The sequence below is a fragment of the Paraburkholderia caribensis genome (genome assembly GCF_002902945.1).
Taxonomy (GTDB): domain Bacteria; phylum Pseudomonadota; class Gammaproteobacteria; order Burkholderiales; family Burkholderiaceae; genus Paraburkholderia; species Paraburkholderia caribensis.
The window spans coordinates 1,759,759-1,781,689 of sequence record NZ_CP026103.1; the positions used below are offsets into that span (position 1 = coordinate 1,759,759).

Here is a 21,931-nt window from a genome sequence, read left to right on the forward strand (position 1 = left end):
TTACACGGTGTAAGTCCGCAGGCTCAGAAAAACGCAATGTCGTAGCCGAAACGCGATGCGGCGCTCACGATATGCCGCCCCATGAGTTCGCGCGCAGCAGCGGCATCCTTGTCGATGAACGCCTGAATCAGCGTCTCGTGCTCCGCGCGCGCCGTATTGGGGATCTTGCCGAACATCGGCCCTTGCCGCGCGAAGTTGGCCGCGATCAGCGGGCGCATCGGTTCGAGCACGATGCGGATCATCGCGGCGAGGTAGTCGTTGCCCGACGCGGCCGCCACCGCGCGATGGAAGTCGAGATCCGCGTTGACGGTGTCAGACGTCGGCGCGCCTTCGTAACGCATCCGTTCGACGGCTGCCTGAATCGGCTTCAGCCTGCGCGGCGTCATGTGCACGGCGGCGAGCGCGGCGGCCTGACTCTCCAGCACGGCCCGCACTTCGAACATGTTGCGGATCGTATCGTCGCCTTCCAGCAGTTGCGAACTCACCGGCTGCAGCGGTTCGGACGGCTGGCGCGCCGCCGCGACGAATGCACCGATTCCCTGGCGCGACTCGATCAGGCCTTGCGCGCGCAGGCTCGCAATCGCCTCGCGAACCACGTTGCGGCTGACGCCGAAGTTCTCGGAAAGAAAGTGCTCGGTAGGCAGACGGTCGCCGGGCTTTAGCCGCCCGAATGCGATCTCGTCGCTCAGCGAGCGTGTGATGTGTTCCGCGAGATGGGGCCGCCGTTCGACGCGCCGCACGTTGAGTTCGCTCATGGTCGTGTAGGGGCTGTTCCTTGTCTTCTTATTCTACATCTGGACGCAAACGCCGACCCTGGCCGCGCGCGGAGCTTTACCCGTCAATACCCCGCGGCCTTGTCATCACGCCCTATGTTGCATGCCGCGCTCAAGTGATTTGCACAAAAGGAACAACTTGTTCACTTGAAGGACAACAGGATGTCTCATACCATGCAAAACATACGGCGGGCTTTCGCCGGCCCGCCCCGCAACCCGATCGAGGTACGTCCAGATGAAAATTGCCAGCATCGAAACCCTTCCCCTGCGCATTCCCTTTACGACGGGCGGACCGTCGGCGGGCGGCGTGTGGGGTCCCAAAGACCTGCAAGTGGTCGACTCCCTCGTCGTCAAGGTCACCACGGACGACGGCACGGTCGGCTGGGGCGAAACCTTCGGCTTCACGGCGATTCCGGCCGTGAAGCGCGTCATCGACGGGATGCTTGCGCCTGAGCTGATTGGCCGCGACGTCGCGTTGCGCGAGAAGTCGATGGTCGAGTTGCAGAAGAAATTCCACGTATTCGGCCGCAGCGGCGCGTTTATCTATGGCCTGTCGGCAATCGATATCGCGCTGTGGGACATCGCGGGCAAGGTTGCAAACCAGCCGGTTCATCAACTGCTGGGCGGCGCCGAGGCGACGTCGCTGGCGTGCTACGCGAGCCTGATCCGTTACGCCGACCCGGAACTGGTCGCGCGCAACGTGCGGCGCGCGGTGGAAAGCGGCTACCGGCATCTGAAGCTTCATGAAGTCACGGTCGAAACCGTGCGCGCCGCACGCGAAGCGGCGGGCCCCGACATCGAGATCACGCTCGACGTCAATTGCCCGTGGACGGTCCGCGAAGCGCTCGACATGACCGCGCAATTCCGCCCGTTCAATCTGCGCTGGATCGAAGAGCCCGTGTGGCCGCCTGAAAACTACGCGGGTCTCGCCACGGTGCGCAAGCAAGGTGGCATTCCTGTCGCGGCGGGCGAAAACGCGTCGACGCTGATGGACTTCCAGCATCTGCTCGAAGCCGGTGCCGTCGATTTCATCCAGCCCAGCCCCGCGAAGATGGGCGGCATCACCGAACTGCAAAAGGTCTTTGCGTTGGCGAATGCGCACAACGTGACCGTGATGGTTCACACCTTCTACGACGGCCCCGGCCTGCTCGCGAGCGTGCACGCCAGCGCGGCCCTGGGCGGCCCGAAGTCGCTGATCGAATGGCGCTACTTCGATCTGGAAGCGCAGCTCTATGGCGACGCCATCATTCCGCGCAATGGCCGCATCGACGTGCCGCAAGGCCCCGGCCTCGGCATCGAGCCGAACCCCGATGTGATCCGCGACTATCGCATCGACCTTTGAACGAACCGCTACGGCATCGCATAACAAAACTTGGAGTCAGGAGATGTTAGACAGGATTGTTGGTCCGCTTTTACCCGTTGCGTTCGTGATCGTGCTCGGCTTTATCGCCGGCAAGCGCAAACGGCTGAATCATTCGGACAGTCTGCTCATCAGCAGGCTGGTGCTCGGCTGGATTTTCCCGGCGCTGCTGCTGGTCGGCATGGCGAGCACGCCGCGCTCGCAGCTGTTCGACTTCAAACTGATTCTTGCAACGTTCATCGGCATCATGGGGATGTACACGGTCGCGCTGCTGCTCGGCTGGTGGCGCTACCGCGAACTGAAGGCGGCGACGCTCAAAGGTTTCGTGAATGGCTACCCGGATGCCGCATTCATGGGCATTCCAATCCTGCAGGCGATGTTCGGTCCCGGCAGCATCTATTCGGTGCTCGTTCTGAATCTGATCGCGAGCCTGGTGATGATTCCGTTGACGACCATGCTGCTGACCGTTGCGAGCGGAGAAGGAAGCGGCACGCAGGCGTTTCTGGCGAGTATCAAGAGCGCGGTGCGCCGTCCGTTGATGTGGGCGCCGGCGCTTGGCATCGTCTGCTCGCTGTTGCAGATCAAGTTTCCGCCCGTGCTCGCCGAAGCCTTCAATCTGCTCGGCAAGGCTACGCCAGGCGTTTCGCTGCTTTGCCTTGGGCTGATCATGTCGTCGGTCAAGCTGAAACTGTCCGGTGAAGTCTGGGCCAATCTCGGGCTCAAGCTGTTGATTCACCCACTGTTGATGTTCGCGGCGACGGTCCTGCTCGGCGTTCACGGACTCTACGCGCAACAGATGATCCTGCTTTGCGCGCTGCCGTCCGCGACCATTCCCGCCATGTTCGCCAACGAGGCGGGCGCCTATCAGAGCGAAGCCGCAACGTCGATTCTCATCAGTACGGTGCTGTCGATCGTCACGTTTTCGGCGGCTATCTATCTTGTTGATGGCGGCCTCGCCGCTGCATGACGACAGATAGCGAAGCACCCGCTTCGCTATCTCATCAGGTCACGCGCAATGGCAATCAGTGCGGCAGCCGGTTCGCCACTTTGGCGACACCCGCAGCCGCACACACTTCATCCTTATCCCCGCCCGGCGCTCCGCCGATTCCCAGCGCACCCACCATCTCGCCGCCCGCCTTGAACGCTACTGCGCCCGGCAGCGCGATCACGTTGTGAACCGTCGCGAGTTGCGGCGCGTAAGGACTCGTTTTGACCAGTTCGAAGAATCCGCTCGAACGGTCGAAGCCGAATTCGGGCCCCAGCGTGACGACCGTAAATGCTTTTCTGAAACTCGACTCACCCGTGTGCACCGTTGCGTGATCGCCGCGTATGACGACTTGCGGCACACCGTCCATATCGACCACCGTGGCCGTCACCCAGTACTGCTTCGCTTCACATACGCGAATCGCCTCTTGGGCTGCCTCGACGGCAAGACTGGTCGGCAATGTGTAGTGATATCCGGGCTGAGGCTGAGGCGGCTGTTGCGAATGTACCGGCATACACGTGATCGACAAGCCGCACACTAACGCGAACGATAAAGTTAATTTCATATCAACCTCCAGCACGAATCAAAGGAATACAACGGAAGCGGCCGGCGATCGTTGCACAAGCGGGCGCACATCGGCTGCGCCCGCTACGAAGCGGCGCCCCGGTTCTCGCGAATAGAGACAGTCTCATTCTTTTCCAACCTCTTCAAATGCCATACAGGCTTCATTTCAACGGAGTGCAAATTATTGCCCCGTTTGCGGCATTTGCAGGCGCGAATTTGACGACACAGATGAAACTGTCTTTTGAACAGATGGAAATAGGTGTTGGCACAACGAGCGCGAGCGGCGCGAGGTGCGACGCGAATCAGTTAGAACTCGGCTGCCGTTGATCGATGCCAAGCGCCTCCGCTTTCCGAACGAGATCGGGAAGCGAGCGCGACACCATTTTTTTCATCACCTGGCCACGATGGATCTTCACGGTGATTTCGCTCAGATGCAGTTCATAGGCAATCTGCTTGTTCAACATACCGGCCACCACGAACTTCATCACCTCGCGCTCGCGTTGCGTCAGCGATTCATACGACTCCTGCAGCGTCGCCAATGCCTGTTCCGATTCGCGGCGTTCGGCGTCGCGCTTGAGCGCGTGAGCGATCGCGTCGAGCATGTCCTGATCGCGGAATGGCTTGGCGAAGAAATCCAGCGCGCCCGCCTTCATCGCCTTGACCGTCATCTCGATGTCGCCATGCGCCGTGATGAACAGGATCGGCATGCGTACGCCGCAGCGATGCGCCTCCTGCTGAAACGCAAGACCGCTCTCGCCTCGCAACCGGACGTCGAGAATCAGGCAACTGGGTGCGTCGTACTTCGGAAACGCGAGAAAATCTTTGGGTGACTCGAATGTCTCCACATGCAGACCTACCGATCGCACCAGCCCATTCAATACAAACCGGATCGATTCATCGTCGTCGATAACATACACGACTGACGGCTTGCCTTCGCCATTTCTCGTGATTGAAGCCGAACTCGGTCCTGAGACCATTTCGCCTCCTTATTAACGATTGAGGAATCCTTTCTCAGACCGCGGATTGACCGATGCAGATACGGCGACACGCTACATTGTTGTCCCAAACCGCGACGAGCGCAAAGCAAGGCCGCGCATGGGTTGCTGTGTAAAGGAATAAAGCGAGGGCAACGTCAAACTGGAGACGTTCAGATGCTATCGCTAGGCGCGCAGCGATTGCAGCAGCAATGGCGCGCAACGATAAACCGATATTTTGCTTATTGGTTTTGGGCTGCAAGAAAGCCGCGTATCAGGCGGCTGTCGTGCCATGTCTGGCCCGAAGCAGGCGCACTGCTGATCGCGGCAGTCAGCAACAAGCCGAACAACGAGCGGATTCGAACCCTTTCCATCATGAACGGCTCCCGGTTGAATGCTGCAAGATTCTTCAGAGTGCAACCACGAAATCAAGGCAGTGGTCCCGCCTCGGACCGCGCGACATCGAGAAACGCCCGCATCGCGTTCGACAGATAAGCGTCGCGCCGCCGCACGAACAGCGTCTCCATGCGCGCCGTGTCGGACGCGAGTGCGTGGACCGCGACGTGATTCCTCTGCGCCGCATTCGACACGAGCCCGCGCGGCAACAACGTAATGCCGATGCCCGCCGCGACGCACGAAAGAATCGCGTCGATCGAGCCGAATGCGAGCGCCGCGACCGACAGTATCCCCATTTCGGCGAGCAGCAAATCGAGTCGCTCGCGATACGAGCAGCCTTGACTGAATACGATCGTCTTCAGATTTCCAACCCTTCCCACTTCGGTCAACGAGCGCATTGCCGCTGGTGTCACGAGCACGAGTTCCTCGCGAAAGACCGTCTCGACATCCAGACCGGGATCGTCCTGTGGCCCTGCAACGAATGCGCCATCCAGACGGCACCCGGCGACAGCGTCCGTCAGCCCGTCGCTCGTGCCTGTCGTCAACGACAATCCGACTTGCGGATACAGGCTCGCGAAGCAGCTGAGCGCACGGCTCAGCTGCAATGCACCCGTGGTCCACAGCGCACCAATGGCGAGCGTGCCGGACGGCGGACCGTCGTCGAGTGCCGCAAGGCGCGCGTCGGCGACCAGCCGCGCCGCTCGCGCCGCGTAGGGCAGCATGCGCTGCCCGGCGGGCGTCATCCTCACGCCTCGCACATGCCGCTCGAACAGCGCGACGCCCACTTCTCCTTCTAGAGACCGGATTCGTCCCGTGACATTCGACTGCACCGTATGCAACTCCAGCGCTGCGCGGCTCATGCTTCCGAAGCGAGCGACAGCGTCGAATACCTTCAGATCCGCCACGTCCATGATGTGCACCCCGATGAATCGCCATCGAGCACAAGGGCTCGCGCGATGTCTTTCGCGTCAGCTCACTTCCCCTGATCCAACAGGAATAGCCTAACGAGGGCGCAACGGCCGCACCAGCCTACTATTGCTTGCACTTTGACCCACCATCGCATGACGCGCTCATACCGTCGTATGTAACGGGCAGGCACGATAAACGCATGCATCTTCAGCTGGCGGCGTCGCCGGATGGAAGCGTGAAATGGAAGCGCGCGCCGCCGTGCATCGAGCCGTTGTCGGCTGCGATGCGTCCGCCATGCGCTTCGATAATCGTGCGGCAGATCGGCAGGCCCATTCCCATGCCGTTTTCCTTGGTCGTGTAAAAGCTCTGAAACAGCCGGTTGAGGTCTTCCGGCGCGATGCCGGGTCCGCTGTCTTCCGTCGCGCAGTAGACGGTCGCGTCGTCGCGCGTCTCGGTGCGGATCGTGATCTTGCGCTCGGAGCTGCCCGCCTGCTCCATCGCCTGCATCGCATTGACGAGAAGATTGACGATCACCTGCTGCAACTGAATGCGATCGGCGAACACCATCGGCAGCGCGGCGGCACGCTGGCGCAACACGACGACGCCGCGCGACTGCACTTCATGCTGGAGAAAAATGAGGGCTTCGTCGATCAGTTCGTCGAGTTGCGCGACCGCCCGCTGCGGGCCGCGCCGCAGCGCCATGCCGCGGATGCGATCGACGATATCCACCGCGCGCCGCGCATCGGCGCCGATCCGCATGTTGATCTGCCGCGCCTCCGCGACATCGGGCACGGCACGATCGAGCCAGCGGTTGCCGATCGCGCTGTTCATCGCGATAGCGGACAGCGGCTGGTTCAGCTCGTGAGCGACGGAGGCCGTCAGCTCGCCGAGCATCGAAATGCGCGCGGCGTGCGCGAAGTCGGCCTGGAGGCGCTGCAACATGTCCTGCGCGCGCACGCGCTCGGTCAGATCGACGAGACTGATGAGCGCAATGCCCAGGTCTTCGGCGGAACTCGGGCGCGCAATCGTAAAGAGAACGTCGATAATCCGCCCATCCAGGGTGGGCAGCTTGGTCGTTTCCTGAAAGATCGCCTTGCCGCCGTAGCGGCTTTCGAGCGCGCGCCGGAACGTTCCGGGGCTTTCCCGCCAGACCCACGGCAGCGGACCGAGCAACGCGCGCCGGTCCTTCGCGCCGAACATCTGCGCCGCGTGGTGATTGACCTCCTCGACGATCAGCATTTCCATCGCGCGGTCCAGCCAGCCCGGATGGTCGTCGATATACGCGGACAGATCGTCGACGCCTTGCGCGCGCAATTCCGTGAGCAGCGCCATCAAGGGCTGTGCCTCGATCTGCCAGAGGCCCACGGGCATATCGAAGAACAGGCTGCGATAGCGGTGCTCGCTGCGTTCCAGCGCCGCATGCGCCCGCTTGCGCACCGTAATGTCCTTGAGCGCGCCGAGCACGCGCAAGCTGCTTTCGGTGTCGACCACGACGCGCGCCACCACCTGCAGATGCCGGATCGACCCGTCGGGCATCAGCAGCCGGTGCTCGACGTCGAACGGCTGGTGGTCGTGCGTCGCGCGGTCGAAGGCGAGACGCACGACGGTGATGTCGTCGGGATGCACGCGGCCGAACATCATGTCGATGGTGGGCATGGCGCCGGCGTCGAAGCCGAAGATCCGGAAGCTCTCTTTCGACCAGATCAGCTCGTCGCTCGACACATGCCAGTCGAAGCTGCCCGTGTGGCTCAGTTGTTGCGCGTCGGCCAGCAGCGCTTCCGCGTCCTGCAGATCGGCGTAGAGGCGCGCCGTTTCGAGCGACAGCGCGGCCTGCGACGCGAGCAGCCGCAGCACCGCCGTGCGCGCGGGCGTGAAGGCGTCGGAGGTCAGATTGTTTTCGAGGTACAGCACGCCGATCAGCCGCGTCTGCTTGACGAGCGGCAGACACAGGATCGAACGGCAATCGTGACGGCGCACGTACTCGTCGGAAGAAAACGGGCTGCGCGCCGACGCATCGTCGAGCAGCACGCTATCCCCCGTGCGGATCACGTAGCGCAGCACCGACTCGGGAAGCTCCGCGGCCGTCGCGCGAATTTTCCGCAGGCGCACCTCCACGCCGTCGTGAGTCGTCATCGCTTGCGCTTCGATGCGCAACTCGTTGCCGCGCCTGAAGATCAGCAAGCCGCGATTCGCGCCCGCGTGCTCGAGCGCGAGCACCATCAGCGTATGGATCAGCTCGTTCAGGTCGATGCCGCTGAAGATCGCGCGCGACACGTTGACCACGGTCGCGAGATCCAGTTGTTCGTTCGACGTGGCGATCGTGCCTTCGAGACTCGCCGGATCATGCCGCAACTGAGCGTACGTTCGTGCCAGTTGATGCACCTTGCCTTTGGCGCCCCAGCGCTCGTAGCAGGAACGCGCGTTGAAAAGGTAGGTGTCGGCGATGGTTTCAAGGCCGCGCGCCGCATGAAACTGCGCGGCCAGTTCATGGGCGAGCGCCTGATACTGGATGAAGCCGTGCTCGCGCGCCGCGCGTATCGCCTCCTCATAGCAATGCATCGCATCGGAATCGCGGCCTTCGATGCGCGCGATTTCCGCAGCGAGCAGCGCATGACGATGCCGAAAATTCTCGGGACAGTGCGTGCTCCACGATTCGAACCTAGCCAGTTTTTCCGCGAGCCGGTCGCGCGACGCGTGCTGCTCTTCCTTGCTGGCAGCGGCATAACGCGCTGCCAGCGTCAGTGCGTCGAAGAAGTGAAACGTCGGCTCGATGGGCAGCGCCATCGCCGCGCCCAGCATCGGCGCTGCTTCGCTCGCGGCCTTCGACGCATCGTCGTACCGGCCGTCGTGAAACGCGAGAATCATCTTCATGATGTGATAGAAGACGATCCCGCAGCCAAAATTGGCCTTCTCGATCGCGCTGAAACAGGCTGCCTCGTCGAACGTCGCGTCGCCCAGCTTGAGTGGATCGGACGTGACGCCCCGCAGACTGGCGACGAATTGCTGTTCGAGCCGGATCGTTTCGAGCACGGCGTCGTTGCGGCTTTGCCGCGCGAACGCGGCGTGCTTCTCCGATAGCGGCTGAACCTCGTCGAGCACGGCGCCTTTCTCGATGGTTTGCCATACGGTGGTGAACGCGAGGTATCCGGCGAATACCAGGTCGCCTGTTTCGAGGCACGCGACGCTCGCGCGCTCCAGGATCGGCAGATCGGTCACGATATGCCTCCGCCAGAAGTTGATATGGTTGCCGTGCAGGTGCAACAGCTTTCCGTAGAAGCGCCGGTTGTCGAACTTCTCGTTCAGGCGCAGCGACATGTCCGAAAACTGCACGGCAGAGGGAATATCGCCGATGCTCGACACCAGCATGAGCGCGTAATTCCCGTAGGCAAAACTCGAGTTGTCGGTATTGCCGTGCTGCAGCGACAGGATGACGGCCTTCAGCGTGATGAGCGGATAGTACGCAGGCCGCGCAATAAAGGCGCACGGCATCGCTTCGACCAGAAGATCGACCACCGCGCGTATGGCGGGGTCTTGCGCGACGGGCGCATCGACGAGTTCGCCGATCGCCCGGCCCGCGAGATACGACGGAATCTGCTGCAACACGGCAGCGACAGCGGGCGCGACATCGTGCTCGGCGTCGGGCAGCAGCACGCCGAAATCGCGCAGCGCAAGCCGCGCGGCATCGAAGCTCTCGTCGAACCGGCCCGCTACCTGGCAAGCCGACATGCGCAGCGCGAAGACCTTCGCGCGGTCCAGATTCGAGCGGGCGCGCTCCAGCAGCATGTCGAACAGCGCATCGGCATCGCTGAAGTCGCCAGCGAGATATTCGCATTCGGAGTAGGCCAGATACACATCGAACGTGCTTTCGTAACGTTGCGTCCAGGCATCTTCCGGGAGCAGCGCGACGCCTTGCGCCAGATAGCGTCGCGCCGAGGCATACGCGGTCGATCGCATCGCACGCCTGCCCGCAATCAGATTCAATGCCACGGTGCGCTCGCGCTCTTCGTCCGTCTCGATCAAAGCGGCGCCGCGATTGAGTTGATTGACGATATCGAAGATCGATTCTTCGAGCGCCTCAGGCGCCGTCCGTGAAGCGAGCGCGCGGCCGATCCGCACATGCGCCGCCGCGCGTTGCTCCACCGGAATGAGCGCGTAGGCCGCCTCCTGCACGCGGTCGTGCGCGAACACGTAAGCCCCGTCAAGACGAAAGATGAGCCCGGCCCGCACGGCCAGCCATAGCTTCGCGTGTATCGACGCCTCGGGTTCGCCGTGCACGAGCGTGAGCGTCGCGAAGTCAGCGGCGTTGCCGAGGCTCGCAAGCTGCCCCAATGCATCGCGCGTCGCATCGGGCAGACGCGTCAGCTTTGCGGCCATCAGGTCCGCGACGTTCTCAGTGAAGCCCTTCGCACGGATGCGCGGCAAGTCCCAGGTCCATCGCGAAGCGTCGTGGTCGAAGGCGAGCAGCGATTCGTCGGCAAGCGCGCTCAGGAACTGGATCGCGAAGAACGGATTGCCGTCCGTCTTCTCGTGCACCAGTTGCGCGAGCGGGGCCGCCATTGCGCCCGGGCAGTGCAACGCGTCGGCGACGAGTTGCACGACGCTGTCGGGCGCGAGCGGTGCCAGCTCGATCCGATGCACGTTGCCGCCAGCACGGGCAATCGCGTCCAGCGTGCGCGCGAGCGGGTGGGCGTCGTCGACTTCGTTGTCGCGATAGGCGCCGACCAGCAGCACATGCTTCACATCGGGGTGTGTGACGAGATGTTCGAGCAGATCGAGGGTGGCGGCATCGAGCCACTGCAGATCGTCGATAAACAGCGCGAGCGGATGCTCGTGCCGCGCGAACACACCGAGAAAGCGGCGAAACACGATCTGAAAGCGGTTCTGCGTCTCTTGCGGCGGCAGCGACGGAACGGGCGGTTGCTCGCCGATGATGAGCGCAAGCTCCGGGATCAGATTGACGATCACCTGGCCATTCGGCGCCAGTGCCTCCAGCAGCGCGCGCCGCCATGGCTCGATCTCCGCGTCGCTCTTGCTCAGCAGATCGCGCACCAGCGACTGAAAAGCCTGCGCGAGCGGCACGTACGGAATATCCCGCTTGTACTGATCGAACTTGCCGGATGCGAACAGCCCGCGCGGCGGCACCAGCACCTTGTGCAACTCGTTGACGACCGACGACTTGCCGATGCCGGAGTAGCCGGAGATCAACACGAGCCCGCTCGGGCCGCCCGCGACGACTGCGTTGAACGCGGCCACGATCTCGTCGATCTGCGCCTCGCGCCCGTACAGCTTTTCGGGGATCAGCAGCCGGTCGGATACATCGCGCGTGCCGAGCGCGAACGGCAGGATACCCGTGTCCGTTTCGCACGCGGCGAGGCACGCACGAAGATCCGCCTCGACGCCGGCCGCCGTTTGATAGCGGCTTTCCGCCGTCTTCGCGAGCAGCTTGAGCACGATCTGCGCAACAGGCGCCGGAACATCGCTCACGCGCTCTTCCGGCGGCACGGGACGGCGCGCGATATGGCAATGAATCCACTCCATCGGGTCGGCAGCCGCGAAGGGCAGCGCACCCGTGAGCATCTCGTAGAGCGTGACGCCGAGCGAGTACAGGTCGCTGCGTGCATCGATCGACCGGTTCATGCGGCCCGTCTGCTCAGGTGCCATGTACGCAAACGTGCCCGCGATGATTTCAGGCGACGCCGGCGGCTGATGCTCCAGCAGCAGTTGCGACGCGATGCCGAAGCCAGTGAGCCGAACGCTGTCGTCGCCGTCGACAAGCACGTTTGCAGGCTTGATGTCCTTGTGAATGAGGCCGCGTCCATGCATCTGGCCGATTGCATGCGCGAGATTGGCGGCGATGCGCAGGCATCGCGTGAGTTCGAGCGGCCCACCGAGCAGGCGCACCAGCGGGCCGCCGCCGTTGTCGTCGAGAAGCAGCGTCGGCGGCACTCTGCCGAGGTCGAGCGCGACGGGCTGCGCGGCCCAGCGCGTATCGAGCAGTGAGGCCAGTTCGTATTCGTGCTCGAGCCGCGTGACGCTTTGCGATGCCGGCCGCGTGGCGATCAGCGCGAGCAGCGAGACTGGGTTGTCGGGCCGTGAGGCGCGGCACAACGATAGATCGCCGTCGTCGTGGAGCAGCTCCAGCTGAAACCCAGTGAAGTCCATGACGAAGCTCCCCGGTTTCGCCTCACGTAACGAATCGGGAATAGCCTAACATGCAAGAATGCGATCGCGCCCCGAAGGGCCGCGTTGCTCGACACGACGGTTGCCGCCACAACGGGCGCGCGCAACCGTCGCCGGAGAAACGCGTGGTCTTGCGGGCTAGCGCCCCAGCGTGCCGGTGTAATAGCCGAGGCGCGCTTCCACATCGTGGTTTTTCTGCAGCCCGAGCTGCATCAGCTGCGCGATCCGTTCCTGCGCCTGCGGACGGCCAACCGATGCGATGAAAGCATCCCATTCGGGCGCGACGTCCTTGTCCGCGGGCAAGGTCACGGCATTCACCTGACGCTTGATCGCGACGAGCGCCTCTTTGTCGAACGATGCGATTCTCGACGCGAGCGCGTCCACGAATGCATCGAGCTCGCTGTCCGCGAAGGCGCGGTTGACGTAGCCGTAGCGCTCCGCCAGTTCGCCGTCGATATCGTTGCCGCTCAACAGCACTTCCAGCGCCCGCCCGCGTCCGATCATTCGCGACAGGCGAGTCATCGGCCCGCCGCCCGGCACCAGCGCGGCGCCGACTTCCCACTGCGAGAGCAGCGCCTTTTCGCGGCTCGCAAAACGCATGTCGCTGGCGAGCGCCAGTTCGCTGCCGACGCCCGTCGCGCGGCCGCGGATCGACGCGATCGATACAACAGGCGCCCGTCCCAGCCGCGACAGCATGTCCGGCAACGGCGGCATGCCAGTCGGCCCCGGCGGCATGCTGGTGGTTTCCTGCAACGGAGGAACGAAGTCGTAATGCGTGAGGAAGAAATCCGGTACCGCGCTGTCGAACACCACCACCTTGACTTCGGGATCGGTTTCGAGCGCAGTCACGACGGCATTCAACTGCGGCATCGAGTCCGGCCCGAAGATGTTGAAAGGCGGGTTGTCGATGATGACTCGCCAGTAGGCCTGGCTGCGGCGTTCAATCCGAAACTGCTGATGCGAACTGGCGTTGCTCATGTCACTCTCCATCCTTCAGTCCGAAGCGGCCCTTCTTTCGGAGCAGCCAGGTTCAATGGTCACAACGCTCGTTATTTCGCATGCAACTGATCGAGCACTTTGAGCAGATCGCGCGCACCGGCTGTCGACGATGCGGGATTCTGCCCCGTGACGAGGCGCCCATCGACAATCGAAAAGCTCTGCCAGTCGTCGACCTTCTCGAACAGCCCGCCCAGCCGCTTCAGTTCGTCTTCGACGAGAAACGGCACGACCTTCGTGAGTTGCACGGCTTCTTCTTCCGAATTCGTGAACCCGGTCACGCGCTTGCCCTTGACGAGCGGCTCGCCGTTCACCTTCACATGCCGAAACACGCCGGGCGCATGGCACACGGCCGCGACGGGCTTGCCGGCGTTGTAGAAGTTTTCGATCAAAGCAATGGATAGCGGGTCTTCCGCGAGATCCCACAATGGGCCGTGTCCGCCCGGATAGAACACCGCGTCGTAGTCGTCGGCTTTGACCGTGCTGAGCTTCACGGTGTTGGCGAGCACCTTTTGCGCGGCGGGATCGTTCTTGAATCGTTCCGTCAGCTCTGTTTTACCTTCCGGCGTGTCGCTCTTCGGATCGAGCGGCGGCTGTCCGCCCTTAGGTGAGCTGACGGTTACGCTCGCACCTGCATCCAGAAACGTGAAATAGGGAGCCGCGAATTCCTCTAACCAGAAACCGGTCTTCTTCCCGGTGTTACCGAGTTGATCATGAGACGTCAACACCATCAGAATCTTCATTGTCGTACTCGCAGATGAAAGAATGATGTAGCTGCCGATTGAACGGGGCGATCCACGTAACGTGGCAAGTGCAATATAGACCTTGCCGGAAGCGCCGACAAACGAGGGGCCGTGCGCTAATACCAAAGTATAGGTGTCGATACGTATGTGCTATCGACTCGATCAGGCACTTGCGGTTTCATCATTCCAGTTGCCGCATCTATCGCCGACAGGCCGCTCGCCTTTACGACTCTCGTGCCTTCTGAACTGATGCGGACCATTCGCGAAGCAGTTGTCTACTCGTGAGAACGAACATGAAGGCCAGTAGCATCGACGTCAATCTATCGACCCGGGAAATCCAGGTACGTGGGACAGCCATCCCGTTGGGCAGCCGCGCATTCGATATTCTTACCGTGCTGATGGCGGCGCACGGCCAGGTCGTGTCGCTCGAAGATATTCTTCGTAAGGTGTGGCCCGACACGGTCGTCGAGGAATCGAACATACGCGTGCACGTTTGCGCACTGCGCAAGGCATTGGGTGAAGACCGGCGCCTGATTCAGAACATACCCGGACGCGGCTACCGGCTGACGCCCAAATGCGACATGCCGGCTGCAAGAGCCGGCATGTCGATGGCAAACGAAGAGCGGTAGCCGGTCATTTGCGCGAGCGTCATCGCGACAGGCGCGGCACGATTCGAACCGGGTGCGTCCGCAGCGATTGCGTTGCGGCGCAGTTCGTGCAGCAGTCAGCGTGCCAACGCGTCAGAACGATTCGCCGGCCATCTCTTCGGTCTTGCGCCACAACGCCTCGGCGTTGCCCAAGTCGAGCGCATACTGGCGCACGCCTTCGCTGACGGGCGTGATGACGACGTCGTCGGCTACGACTTCGCTCACGTGGCAGTTCTCGCAGTATCGGCCGCCGACCTCTTCCGCCGATGCCGCCACGCCCGCCCATACGGAAGTCGCGGCACCCTGCGCAACAGTCTTGAACTGGAACGGCGCCTTGCCTTCGGACGCAAGCTGGCTGTTGATTCTTTCCAGCAGCCCGGCCATCTGCCCCTCGTCCATATGACGGCCGAGTTCCGTCTGAATGCCACCCGGATGGACGGCTGCCGCGCGTACGCCGCGCGCCCGGTGCCGCTGGTCGAAGGCGACCGCGAACAGGATGTTCGCCGTCTTCGCGCGTCCATATGCAACGAAGGGATCGTAGGGCGTGCGTTCGAAGTTCGGATCGTCGAGATCGACATTCGCGAAGCGGTGCCCCGACGACGCCAGCATGACCACGCGCCCACCCGGGCGCAACAGCGGCGCAAGACGATTCACCAGCACGAAGTGCCCGATATGGTTCGTGCCGAATTGCGTTTCGAATCCATCCGCTGTCTTGCCGAAGGGCGTCGCCATCACGCCCGCGTTCGCAATGATCACGTCGAAGGGCTTGCCTTCTTCGAGCAGTTTGGCGGCGCACGCGCGCACGCTTTCGAGACTTGCGAGATCGAGCGATATCAGATCGATGCTGCCTTCGCCCGCGGCCGCGTCGCGGCGCGCTGCGGCGACGGCGCGCGCCGCCTTGTCGAGGTCTCGCGCAGCGCCGACCACGTTCGCGCCATGCGCCGCCAGCGAACGCGCCGTCTCGACGCCGAGTCCCGCCGACACGCCCGTGACGAGAATCCGCTTGCGGCGTAGATCGATGCCCGACAGCACGTCGTCTGTCGTCGATGTCGCACCCAATTTTTCAGCCATTTCCGCCTCTCTGTTTGCCGTAAGGTTGACGTTTTGCGTCACGAGGGATAAAAACGGAGTCCCTCTCCGTTTTTATATACTAAACGGAGACAGTCTCCGTTTGCAAGCATCAAAAGATAAAACGAAGGATTAAATGAATCACTCGACGCCAAGGGAAAAGAAACCCCGAGCCGATGCACTGCGTAATCGCGAGCGCATTCTCGAAGAAGCGAAGAAGGCGTTCACGCGCGCGGGCGCCGATATCAGTCTCGAAGAGGTTGCCCGTCAGGCGGGCGTCGGCCCCGGCACGCTGTACCGGCACTTTCCGACCCGCGACGCGCTGCTGGAGAGCGTCTACCGCGCCGAAGTCGAGAAGCTCGCGAAGGAAGAGCGCAGGCTGAGCGAGACGATGCCGCCCATCGACGCGCTGAAAGCGTGGATGCTGCTGTTCGTCGACTACATCGCGACGAAGAAGATCATCGCGCCCGCGCTGAATTCGCTGGTGGGCGGCCCGTCGAAAGTGTTCGAATCGTCGGGCGCGCAGATCGTGGACGCGATTCATGCGCTCGTCACGCGCGCGATAGAAAGCGGCGACATCCGCGCCGATCTCGATCCGCTGGACCTGTTTCGCGCGCTGGTCGGGGTATCGAATGTGGCGTCGGCCCCGGACTGGCAGCAAAGCGCGCGCAGGCTGGTGGATATCCTGCTGATCGGCTCGCGGCCCGGCGCGTAAGTCGCGTCTGGCGTAAACGATGCCAAAAAAGTCATTTACGGCAATAGCTGGGACGCAGTTTTCTGATTACATTGATCCCGTCCTGACCCGGGCGACATCCATCCATTTTCGCAGCAGCTGGAGCAACCATGAGCAGCACGGCGCATCGTTCGACAACAGCCCATCTCGACCGCCCGATCTGGACGGCGCTCACGACGCGCCAGGCGCATCTCGGACTCGGCGATGCGCTCGCGCGCCGCTATCACCCCGATGTCGCGCCGTTTGCGGCATTGGCGTCCGACACGCCCGCTGCCTACGAGGCGTTGCATCGGCTTCTGCAGCCGCATGAACAGGTTGCCTTGCTGTCGCTGGCGCCGCTCGCCGGCATCGACACGCTTCAGGTCGAGCATGTCGGCGCGCTGTATCAGATGGTCGCCATGCGTCGCGACGCCGAAACCGTGGACGATCAGGATGTAACCCGTCTGACCAACGCCGACGCGAAAGAGATGCTCGAACTCGCGCAAAAAACCAAGCCGGGTCCGTTCGGGACGCGCACGCACGAGATGGGCCGCTACATCGGCATTCGCGACCAGGGGCGGCTGGTTGCGATGGCAGGCGAACGGATGCGCCTCGACGGATACGTCGAAATCAGCGCCGTCTGCGTGGATGACGACTGGCGCGGCAAAGGCCTCGCGGGCCGGCTGATCAACATCTTGCGCAGGGAAATCACAGAGCGCGGCGAGACCCCGTTTCTGCACGTGTTGAGCCACAACACGACAGCGTTCCGCCTCTATGAAAAGCTCGGCTTCGAGTTGCGCCGCGAGTTCGTGCTCAATCGGATCGGCCACGCCGATGCAAGCGTGAATGCCGTTCGTCACACCTGATTCGCGGTCTATCGGGCTGCCGCGCGGCGCACAAGGATTACGCGGCGGCAGAGGCCGCGTCAGCGTGCGCCAGCACGAGCCGGTTGCCGCCCAGCGACTTCGCGCGATACAACGCCTGGTCGGCGGCGGCCAGCAGATCGACCAGCGCGGAAGCGCCGCTTGCGGACTGCGCAAGTCCGACGCTGACCGTCGCCTCGACGCCGAGTCCGTTGACGCTGAGCGTGGTCGTGCCACCGAAGGCAACCACCAGCGCTTCGCCCGCTTCTTTCGCGCGAAAGCTGTCGTGGCCCGGCAGCAAGGCCGCAAACTCCTCGCCGCCGATGCGCGCGAGCAGCGCATCCGGTCCGAGCACGCTGCGGGCAATGTCGGCGAATGATTTCAGCACGCGATCGCCCGTCTCATGACCGTAGCGGTCATTGATCTTCTTGAAGTGGTCGAGGTCCACGGCAAGCAGCGACACGGGCTGCGCCGCGCCGCCTTCACCGAGCACGCGCGAGCCCTGCTCGAAGAACCATCGGCGATTGCCGATGCCAGTCAGAAAATCCGTCTGCGACTGCAGCAGCAGTTGTCCGTGCGATTCGTCGCGCACGAGGCGCAGCAAGGTCATGGGGAGAACGACGGAATACAGCACGCCCTCGTACATCGTGATCTTGCTCGCGGTCATCAGGAAGTCGAATCCGAACTTCGCAACGAGCCAAGGCAGGATCAACGCCCTGAATGCGTACAAGACGGCATGCGCGCCCGACACCAGCATCGCGATCTGCTGCGCCTGCAAGTGCTTTCTGCCGTCGCCGCGCGCCAGTTCGAATGCCGTCATGCCGGATGCGAACGAGATTGGAATCGCGCTCGGATACATCCACATCACGTCCTGCCATTTCGTGCCGGCAATGACCCACGCAAGCGCCAGCAGCACGAGCACGGCGAGCGAAAGCCGCACGTGCTTGCGGCCGTTCAGTGCCGCCACGCCATGCAGAACCAGCAGATAACCGCTCACAATGACGAGATTGCTCAGCGCGGAACCGAGCGCGCCGGGAAACTCGCGACGCCAGGAAGCCGCCGCGCAGCCGATGGCCAGCGTGGCGAATCCCGCTGCGAATATTCCCAGTTCCCTGCTGCGCTTCGGGTGAACACGTCGCTCCCAGAGCGTCATCAACGCACTGGCGAAGAGAGTCCCGATCAGGAGGAGATAAAGCGTATTAAGATCGACATGCATCGCTGACGTAAGGGCACTACGCCGGTACATCGCGGCGGCAGTCGCATTTTACGCTGAAAATAAGCCTGCATCGTGATCGTCAGGTCCGCGCCGCATTACGCTTGCCAACGCGGGCACGCTCCATGCTGCGTGATGCACGCCGCCCGCAAAGTGGTGCCAACGAGCGTCTGTCATCCATGTCGTCTTATGACCGATCCGATCGATCCTGAGCACAACGCAGCACGAGCCGCAGCCGACGCGGACGCCGATCGCGATCCCACCGATGCATCCGGCATCGACGACGCAGACAGCCCGGCGCCGCGCCGCCGCGCGCCCCGCCCTCGCCGGATACCGAAAGCGCGCGCCGCGCCCGCGCCGGACGCCTTCACGCCCGCCGCCTATGCGCCCGATCCCGACAGGGCAAAGGAGCCCTTCGACGCCCGCGTCCAGCAGTGGTTCGATGCGCGCGAGTGGCAGCCATTCGATTTTCAGCGCGAAGTCTGGCGCGCGATTGCAGCAGGTTCCAGCGGACTGCTGCATGCGACCACGGGCGCCGGTAAGACATGGGCCGTCTGGTTCGGGGCGATGGCCACATTCGGCGATCACACGCCGCGCGCGCTCGCGGACCCGCTCACCGTGTTGTGGATTACGCCGATGCGCGCGCTCGCCGCCGACACCGCCCGCGCGTTGCAAAGCGCGGCGCGCGAACTCGGCGTGCCGTGGACGATCGGACTGCGCACGGGCGACACCGGCTCGACGGAGCGGGCGCGCCAAAGCCGGCGCATGCCGAGCGCGCTCGTCACGACACCCGAAAGCCTGTCGCTGATGCTCACGCGCAGCGATGCCCGCGAAGCGCTGAAACACGTGCGCCTCGTCGTCGTCGACGAATGGCATGAACTGCTCGGCAACAAGCGCGGCACGCAAACGCAGCTTGCAATCGCGCATCTCGCGCGGTGGCGAACGGATCTTCAGGTATGGGGACTGTCGGCGACGCTCGGCAATCTCCCGTTCGCCGCCGACGTGCTGCTCGCGCCCGTTCGCACGCCGCGCGTGACGGTGAGCGGCATGCAGCCGAAGACGCTGATCATCGACACGCTGATTCCCGCGACGATCGAACGCTTTCCGTGGGGCGGCCATCTCGGCACGCGTCAGGTCGGCCCTGTCGCCGAGGGTATCGACGAAGCGCGCACGTCGCTCGTCTTCACGAATACGCGCTCGCAGGCCGAGATCTGGTATCAGGCGCTGCTCGCGTTGCGCCCCGACTGGGCCGGGTTGATCGCGCTCCATCACGGCTCGCTTGCGCAGGAAGTGCGCGAATGGGTCGAGGACGGCCTGAAGACGGGCAAGTTGAAGACCGTCGTCTGCACATCGAGCCTCGATCTGGGCGTCGACTTTCTGCCCGTCGAACGCGTGTTCCAGATCGGCTCGCCAAAGGGCGTCGCGCGGTTGATGCAGCGCGCGGGACGCTCGGGGCATGCGCCGGGCCGCGCATCGCGCATCACGATCGTGCCGACGCACGCGCTCGAACTCGTCGAAGCCGCAGCGGCGCGGCGTGCCGTCGAAGCGCGGCGCATCGAAGGCCGCGAGACGCCGCGCAAGCCGTTCGACGTGCTGGTCCAGCATCTCGTCACGGTCGCGATCGGCGGCGGTTTCAAGTCACCCGAACTGTTCGACGAGGTTCGCACGACGTTCGCGTATCGCGAGCTGACCCAGCAGGAATTCGACTGGGCGCTTGCGTTCGTCGAACGCGGCGGACCGTCGTTGCGCGCTTACCCGGACTTTCACCGCGTCGTGCGCGACGATGACGGCGTGTATCGCGTGTCGCGCGACGATCTGATCCGCCGGCATCGCAGCAACGTCGGCACGATCGTCGCCAATGCGACGCTGCATGTCGCGTGGGTCACGGGCGGACGGATCGGCTCGATGGAGGAGTCGTTCATCTCGCGCCTGAAGCCCGGCGACGTGTTCACGTTCGGCGGCCGCGCGCTCGAACTGGTGCGCGTGCGCGACATGACGGCCTATGTGCGGCGCGCGGCTTCATCGCGCGGCGCGATGCCGCAGTGGGCGGGCAGCAAGATGCCGCTCTCGTCCGAACTGGCGGACGCGACGCTCGCGATGCTCGCCGAGGCCGATCGCGGCGTGTACGTCGAGCCGGAGATGATCGCGATCCGGCCTTTGCTGGAGTTGCAGGCGAGCTGGTCGGCGCTGCCGGAAACGGGGCTGCTGGTCGCCGAAATACTGCGCACGCGCGAAGGCCATCACTTCTTCTGTTACCCGTTTGCGGGGCGGGTCGCGCATATCGGCCTGGCGTCGCTGCTCGGCTGGCGCGCGGCGCGCGACCGGCCGGGCACGTTTTCGATCTCGGCCAACGACTACGGCTTCGAACTGTTGTCGTCGCAACCGTTCGACTGGGCGACGCTGATCGCCGAAGGTCTGTTTGCTTCCACGCGCCTTGCCGACGACATCATGGACAGCCTCAATGCCTCCGAACTCGCGATGCGCCGCTTCCGCGAAATTGCGCGCGTCGCGGGTCTCGTCTATCAGGCGCATCCGGGACAGCAGAAAAGCGCACGGCAGTTGCAGGCGTCGAGCGGTCTCTTTTATGAAGTGTTTCGCAAGCACGACAACGGCAATCTGCTGCTGACGCAGGCCGACGCCGAAGTGAAGTTGCAGGAACTCGATCTCGATCGCATCCGCCGCGCGCTCGACACGATGCGCGCGAGCCGGCTCGCGTTGACGCACCCGAAGAAGCCGACGCCGTTCGCGTTTCCGCTGATCGTCGCGCGTATCCGCGAAAAGGTCAGCACCGAAAAGCTCGCGGACCGTATCGAGCGGATGCTGGCTGAACTCGACAAGGCTGCGCACTGATGACGTTCGAAACCGTGACCGTCGAAGTGAATGGTTATCCGCTGCAACTGTCCGCGCAGCGCGCCGCGTTCGATCCGCAACTGAAAAGCCTGTTCATCGCCGACGCGCACTTCGGCAAGGATGCCGTGTTTCGCGCGCATGGCCTGCCCGTGCCGGCGGGCGCGACGGCCGACGATCTCGCACGGCTCGATGCGCTGATCGCCGCGCACGCGCCCGAGTCGATCGTGTTTCTCGGCGATCTGCTGCACGGACCCGAATCGCTCGGCAGCGCGACGATGCAGGCGCTCGGCGAATGGCGCGCGCGGCATGCGTTGGTGCGTGTCGTGATGGTCGAAGGGAATCACGACCGGACTGCCGGGCTGCTGCCGCTCGCGCTCGGTGTCGAGACGGTGATCGAACCGTGGCGGCACGGGCCGTGGGCGTTGTGCCATTACCCGCAGGTGATCGACGGCGCGTACGTGCTCGCGGGCCACGAGCATCCCGTCTATGTGATCGCGAGCCGCGCGGATTCCGTGCGCGTGCCCTGCTTCCGCCTTGCCGCGCGATGCGGTGTGCTGCCTGCGTTCGGCGCGTTCACGGGCGGTTTCGTCGTCAACCAGTCCGCCGACGATGCGGCGATCTATGCGGTCGCGCAGAACCGCGTGATCGCGGTGCGCGAGCGTCGATAGAAGCGTCGCGGATTGGACGGGCTCCAGGCG

The 21,931-nt window shown here is 63.5% G+C and carries 16 protein-coding genes; 7 read left to right on the plus strand and 9 right to left on the minus strand.

The genetic code is table 11. The features are described from left to right. Positions 1 to 23 precede the first annotated feature (23 nt). Positions 24 to 755, minus strand: coding sequence for a FadR/GntR family transcriptional regulator (locus tag C2L66_RS37565; RefSeq protein WP_060609157.1), 732 nt, complete (start codon positions 753 to 755; stop codon positions 24 to 26). 253 nt (positions 756 to 1,008) lie between these two features. Here C2L66_RS37565 and C2L66_RS37570 point away from each other — a divergent pair, with 253 nt between their 5' ends. Together C2L66_RS37570 and C2L66_RS37575 are read left to right on the plus strand one after the other, a co-directional pair. Further along, positions 1,009 to 2,115, plus strand: coding sequence for a mandelate racemase/muconate lactonizing enzyme family protein (locus tag C2L66_RS37570; RefSeq protein ID WP_060609161.1), 1,107 nt, complete (start codon positions 1,009 to 1,011; stop codon positions 2,113 to 2,115). 43 nt (positions 2,116 to 2,158) lie between these two features. Further along, positions 2,159 to 3,100 (plus strand): AEC family transporter, encoded by a 942-nt coding sequence (locus C2L66_RS37575; protein ID WP_054931195.1) that lies wholly within the window; start codon positions 2,159 to 2,161, stop codon positions 3,098 to 3,100. A gap of 55 nt (positions 3,101 to 3,155) precedes the next feature. On the opposite strand, the gene C2L66_RS37580 is transcribed toward C2L66_RS37575, so the two are convergent. From C2L66_RS37580 to C2L66_RS37610, 6 genes are all read right to left on the minus strand, one after another. Further along, entirely contained in the window at positions 3,156 to 3,683 is a 528-nt protein-coding gene (locus C2L66_RS37580) for a GlcG/HbpS family heme-binding protein (RefSeq protein ID WP_060609164.1), read from the minus strand. 301 nt (positions 3,684 to 3,984) lie between these two features. Next, the gene (locus tag C2L66_RS37585; RefSeq protein WP_060609167.1) at positions 3,985 to 4,659 is read right to left on the minus strand and encodes a response regulator transcription factor; all 675 of its coding nucleotides are present in this window, start codon (positions 4,657 to 4,659) and stop codon (positions 3,985 to 3,987) included. Between the two features lie 425 nt (positions 4,660 to 5,084). Further along, entirely contained in the window at positions 5,085 to 5,963 is an 879-nt protein-coding gene (locus tag C2L66_RS37595) for a LysR substrate-binding domain-containing protein (protein WP_054931198.1), read from the minus strand. Positions 5,964 to 6,168: 205 nt separating this feature from the next. Beyond that, complete coding sequence (locus tag C2L66_RS37600) at positions 6,169 to 12,123, minus strand: ATP-binding sensor histidine kinase (protein WP_060609170.1); 5,955 nt, start codon at positions 12,121 to 12,123, stop codon at positions 6,169 to 6,171. Between the two features lie 156 nt (positions 12,124 to 12,279). After that, positions 12,280 to 13,119 carry an enoyl-CoA hydratase/isomerase family protein gene (locus tag C2L66_RS37605; protein ID WP_054931199.1) on the minus strand — a complete coding sequence of 280 codons (840 nt, stop codon included), beginning with the start codon at positions 13,117 to 13,119 and terminating at the stop codon, positions 12,280 to 12,282. Positions 13,120 to 13,190: 71 nt separating this feature from the next. Beyond that, positions 13,191 to 13,880, minus strand: coding sequence for a type 1 glutamine amidotransferase domain-containing protein (locus tag C2L66_RS37610; RefSeq protein ID WP_060609173.1), 690 nt, complete (start codon positions 13,878 to 13,880; stop codon positions 13,191 to 13,193). Positions 13,881 to 14,173: 293 nt separating this feature from the next. Between C2L66_RS37610 and C2L66_RS37615 the strand changes: the two genes are divergently transcribed. Then, on the plus strand, positions 14,174 to 14,509 hold the full coding sequence (locus tag C2L66_RS37615; RefSeq protein ID WP_054931201.1) for a winged helix-turn-helix domain-containing protein: 336 nt from the start codon (positions 14,174 to 14,176) through the stop codon (positions 14,507 to 14,509). 111 nt (positions 14,510 to 14,620) lie between these two features. Here C2L66_RS37615 and C2L66_RS37620 read toward each other — a convergent pair whose 3' ends face one another. Then, entirely contained in the window at positions 14,621 to 15,598 is a 978-nt protein-coding gene (locus C2L66_RS37620; protein WP_060609177.1) for an SDR family NAD(P)-dependent oxidoreductase, read from the minus strand. 133 nt (positions 15,599 to 15,731) lie between these two features. Between C2L66_RS37620 and C2L66_RS37625 the strand changes: the two genes are divergently transcribed. After that, positions 15,732 to 16,310 (plus strand): TetR/AcrR family transcriptional regulator, encoded by a 579-nt coding sequence (locus tag C2L66_RS37625; protein ID WP_054931203.1) that lies wholly within the window; start codon positions 15,732 to 15,734, stop codon positions 16,308 to 16,310. A 128-nt stretch (positions 16,311 to 16,438) separates the two neighbouring features. After that, positions 16,439 to 17,173 (plus strand): GNAT family N-acetyltransferase, encoded by a 735-nt coding sequence (locus C2L66_RS37630; protein ID WP_060609180.1) that lies wholly within the window; start codon positions 16,439 to 16,441, stop codon positions 17,171 to 17,173. Positions 17,174 to 17,210: 37 nt separating this feature from the next. Here the strand turns inward: C2L66_RS37630 and C2L66_RS37635 are convergent, their stop codons facing one another. After that, positions 17,211 to 18,386 carry a GGDEF domain-containing protein gene (locus C2L66_RS37635; RefSeq protein WP_060609183.1) on the minus strand — a complete coding sequence of 392 codons (1,176 nt, stop codon included), beginning with the start codon at positions 18,384 to 18,386 and terminating at the stop codon, positions 17,211 to 17,213. A 186-nt stretch (positions 18,387 to 18,572) separates the two neighbouring features. Between C2L66_RS37635 and C2L66_RS37640 the strand changes: the two genes are divergently transcribed. Next, on the plus strand, positions 18,573 to 21,233 hold the full coding sequence (locus C2L66_RS37640; protein WP_082670517.1) for a ligase-associated DNA damage response DEXH box helicase: 2,661 nt from the start codon (positions 18,573 to 18,575) through the stop codon (positions 21,231 to 21,233). Then, positions 21,233 to 21,901 carry a ligase-associated DNA damage response endonuclease PdeM gene (gene pdeM, locus C2L66_RS37645; RefSeq protein ID WP_060609186.1) on the plus strand — a complete coding sequence of 223 codons (669 nt, stop codon included), beginning with the start codon at positions 21,233 to 21,235 and terminating at the stop codon, positions 21,899 to 21,901. The genes C2L66_RS37640 and pdeM overlap by 1 nt, the downstream gene beginning before the upstream one ends. Positions 21,902 to 21,931 lie beyond the last annotated feature (30 nt).

What these genes read in the sequence shown, in the direction of transcription:
- C2L66_RS37565 (WP_060609157.1), bottom strand. Translation starts at nt 755, where the DNA reads ATGAGCGAACTCAACGTGCGGCGCGTCGAACGGCGGCCCCATCTCGCG.
- C2L66_RS37570 (WP_060609161.1), top strand. Translation starts at nt 1,009, where the DNA reads ATGAAAATTGCCAGCATCGAAACCCTTCCCCTGCGCATTCCCTTTACG.
- C2L66_RS37575 (WP_054931195.1), top strand. Translation starts at nt 2,159, where the DNA reads ATGTTAGACAGGATTGTTGGTCCGCTTTTACCCGTTGCGTTCGTGATC.
- C2L66_RS37580 (WP_060609164.1), bottom strand. Translation starts at nt 3,683, where the DNA reads ATGAAATTAACTTTATCGTTCGCGTTAGTGTGCGGCTTGTCGATCACG.
- C2L66_RS37585 (WP_060609167.1), bottom strand. Translation starts at nt 4,659, where the DNA reads ATGGTCTCAGGACCGAGTTCGGCTTCAATCACGAGAAATGGCGAAGGC.
- C2L66_RS37595 (WP_054931198.1), bottom strand. Translation starts at nt 5,963, where the DNA reads ATGGACGTGGCGGATCTGAAGGTATTCGACGCTGTCGCTCGCTTCGGA.
- C2L66_RS37600 (WP_060609170.1), bottom strand. Translation starts at nt 12,123, where the DNA reads ATGGACTTCACTGGGTTTCAGCTGGAGCTGCTCCACGACGACGGCGAT.
- C2L66_RS37605 (WP_054931199.1), bottom strand. Translation starts at nt 13,119, where the DNA reads ATGAGCAACGCCAGTTCGCATCAGCAGTTTCGGATTGAACGCCGCAGC.
- C2L66_RS37610 (WP_060609173.1), bottom strand. Translation starts at nt 13,880, where the DNA reads ATGAAGATTCTGATGGTGTTGACGTCTCATGATCAACTCGGTAACACC.
- C2L66_RS37615 (WP_054931201.1), top strand. Translation starts at nt 14,174, where the DNA reads ATGAAGGCCAGTAGCATCGACGTCAATCTATCGACCCGGGAAATCCAG.
- C2L66_RS37620 (WP_060609177.1), bottom strand. Translation starts at nt 15,598, where the DNA reads ATGGCTGAAAAATTGGGTGCGACATCGACGACAGACGACGTGCTGTCG.
- C2L66_RS37625 (WP_054931203.1), top strand. Translation starts at nt 15,732, where the DNA reads ATGAATCACTCGACGCCAAGGGAAAAGAAACCCCGAGCCGATGCACTG.
- C2L66_RS37630 (WP_060609180.1), top strand. Translation starts at nt 16,439, where the DNA reads ATGAGCAGCACGGCGCATCGTTCGACAACAGCCCATCTCGACCGCCCG.
- C2L66_RS37635 (WP_060609183.1), bottom strand. Translation starts at nt 18,386, where the DNA reads ATGCATGTCGATCTTAATACGCTTTATCTCCTCCTGATCGGGACTCTC.
- C2L66_RS37640 (WP_082670517.1), top strand. Translation starts at nt 18,573, where the DNA reads ATGACCGATCCGATCGATCCTGAGCACAACGCAGCACGAGCCGCAGCC.
- pdeM (WP_060609186.1), top strand. Translation starts at nt 21,233, where the DNA reads ATGACGTTCGAAACCGTGACCGTCGAAGTGAATGGTTATCCGCTGCAA.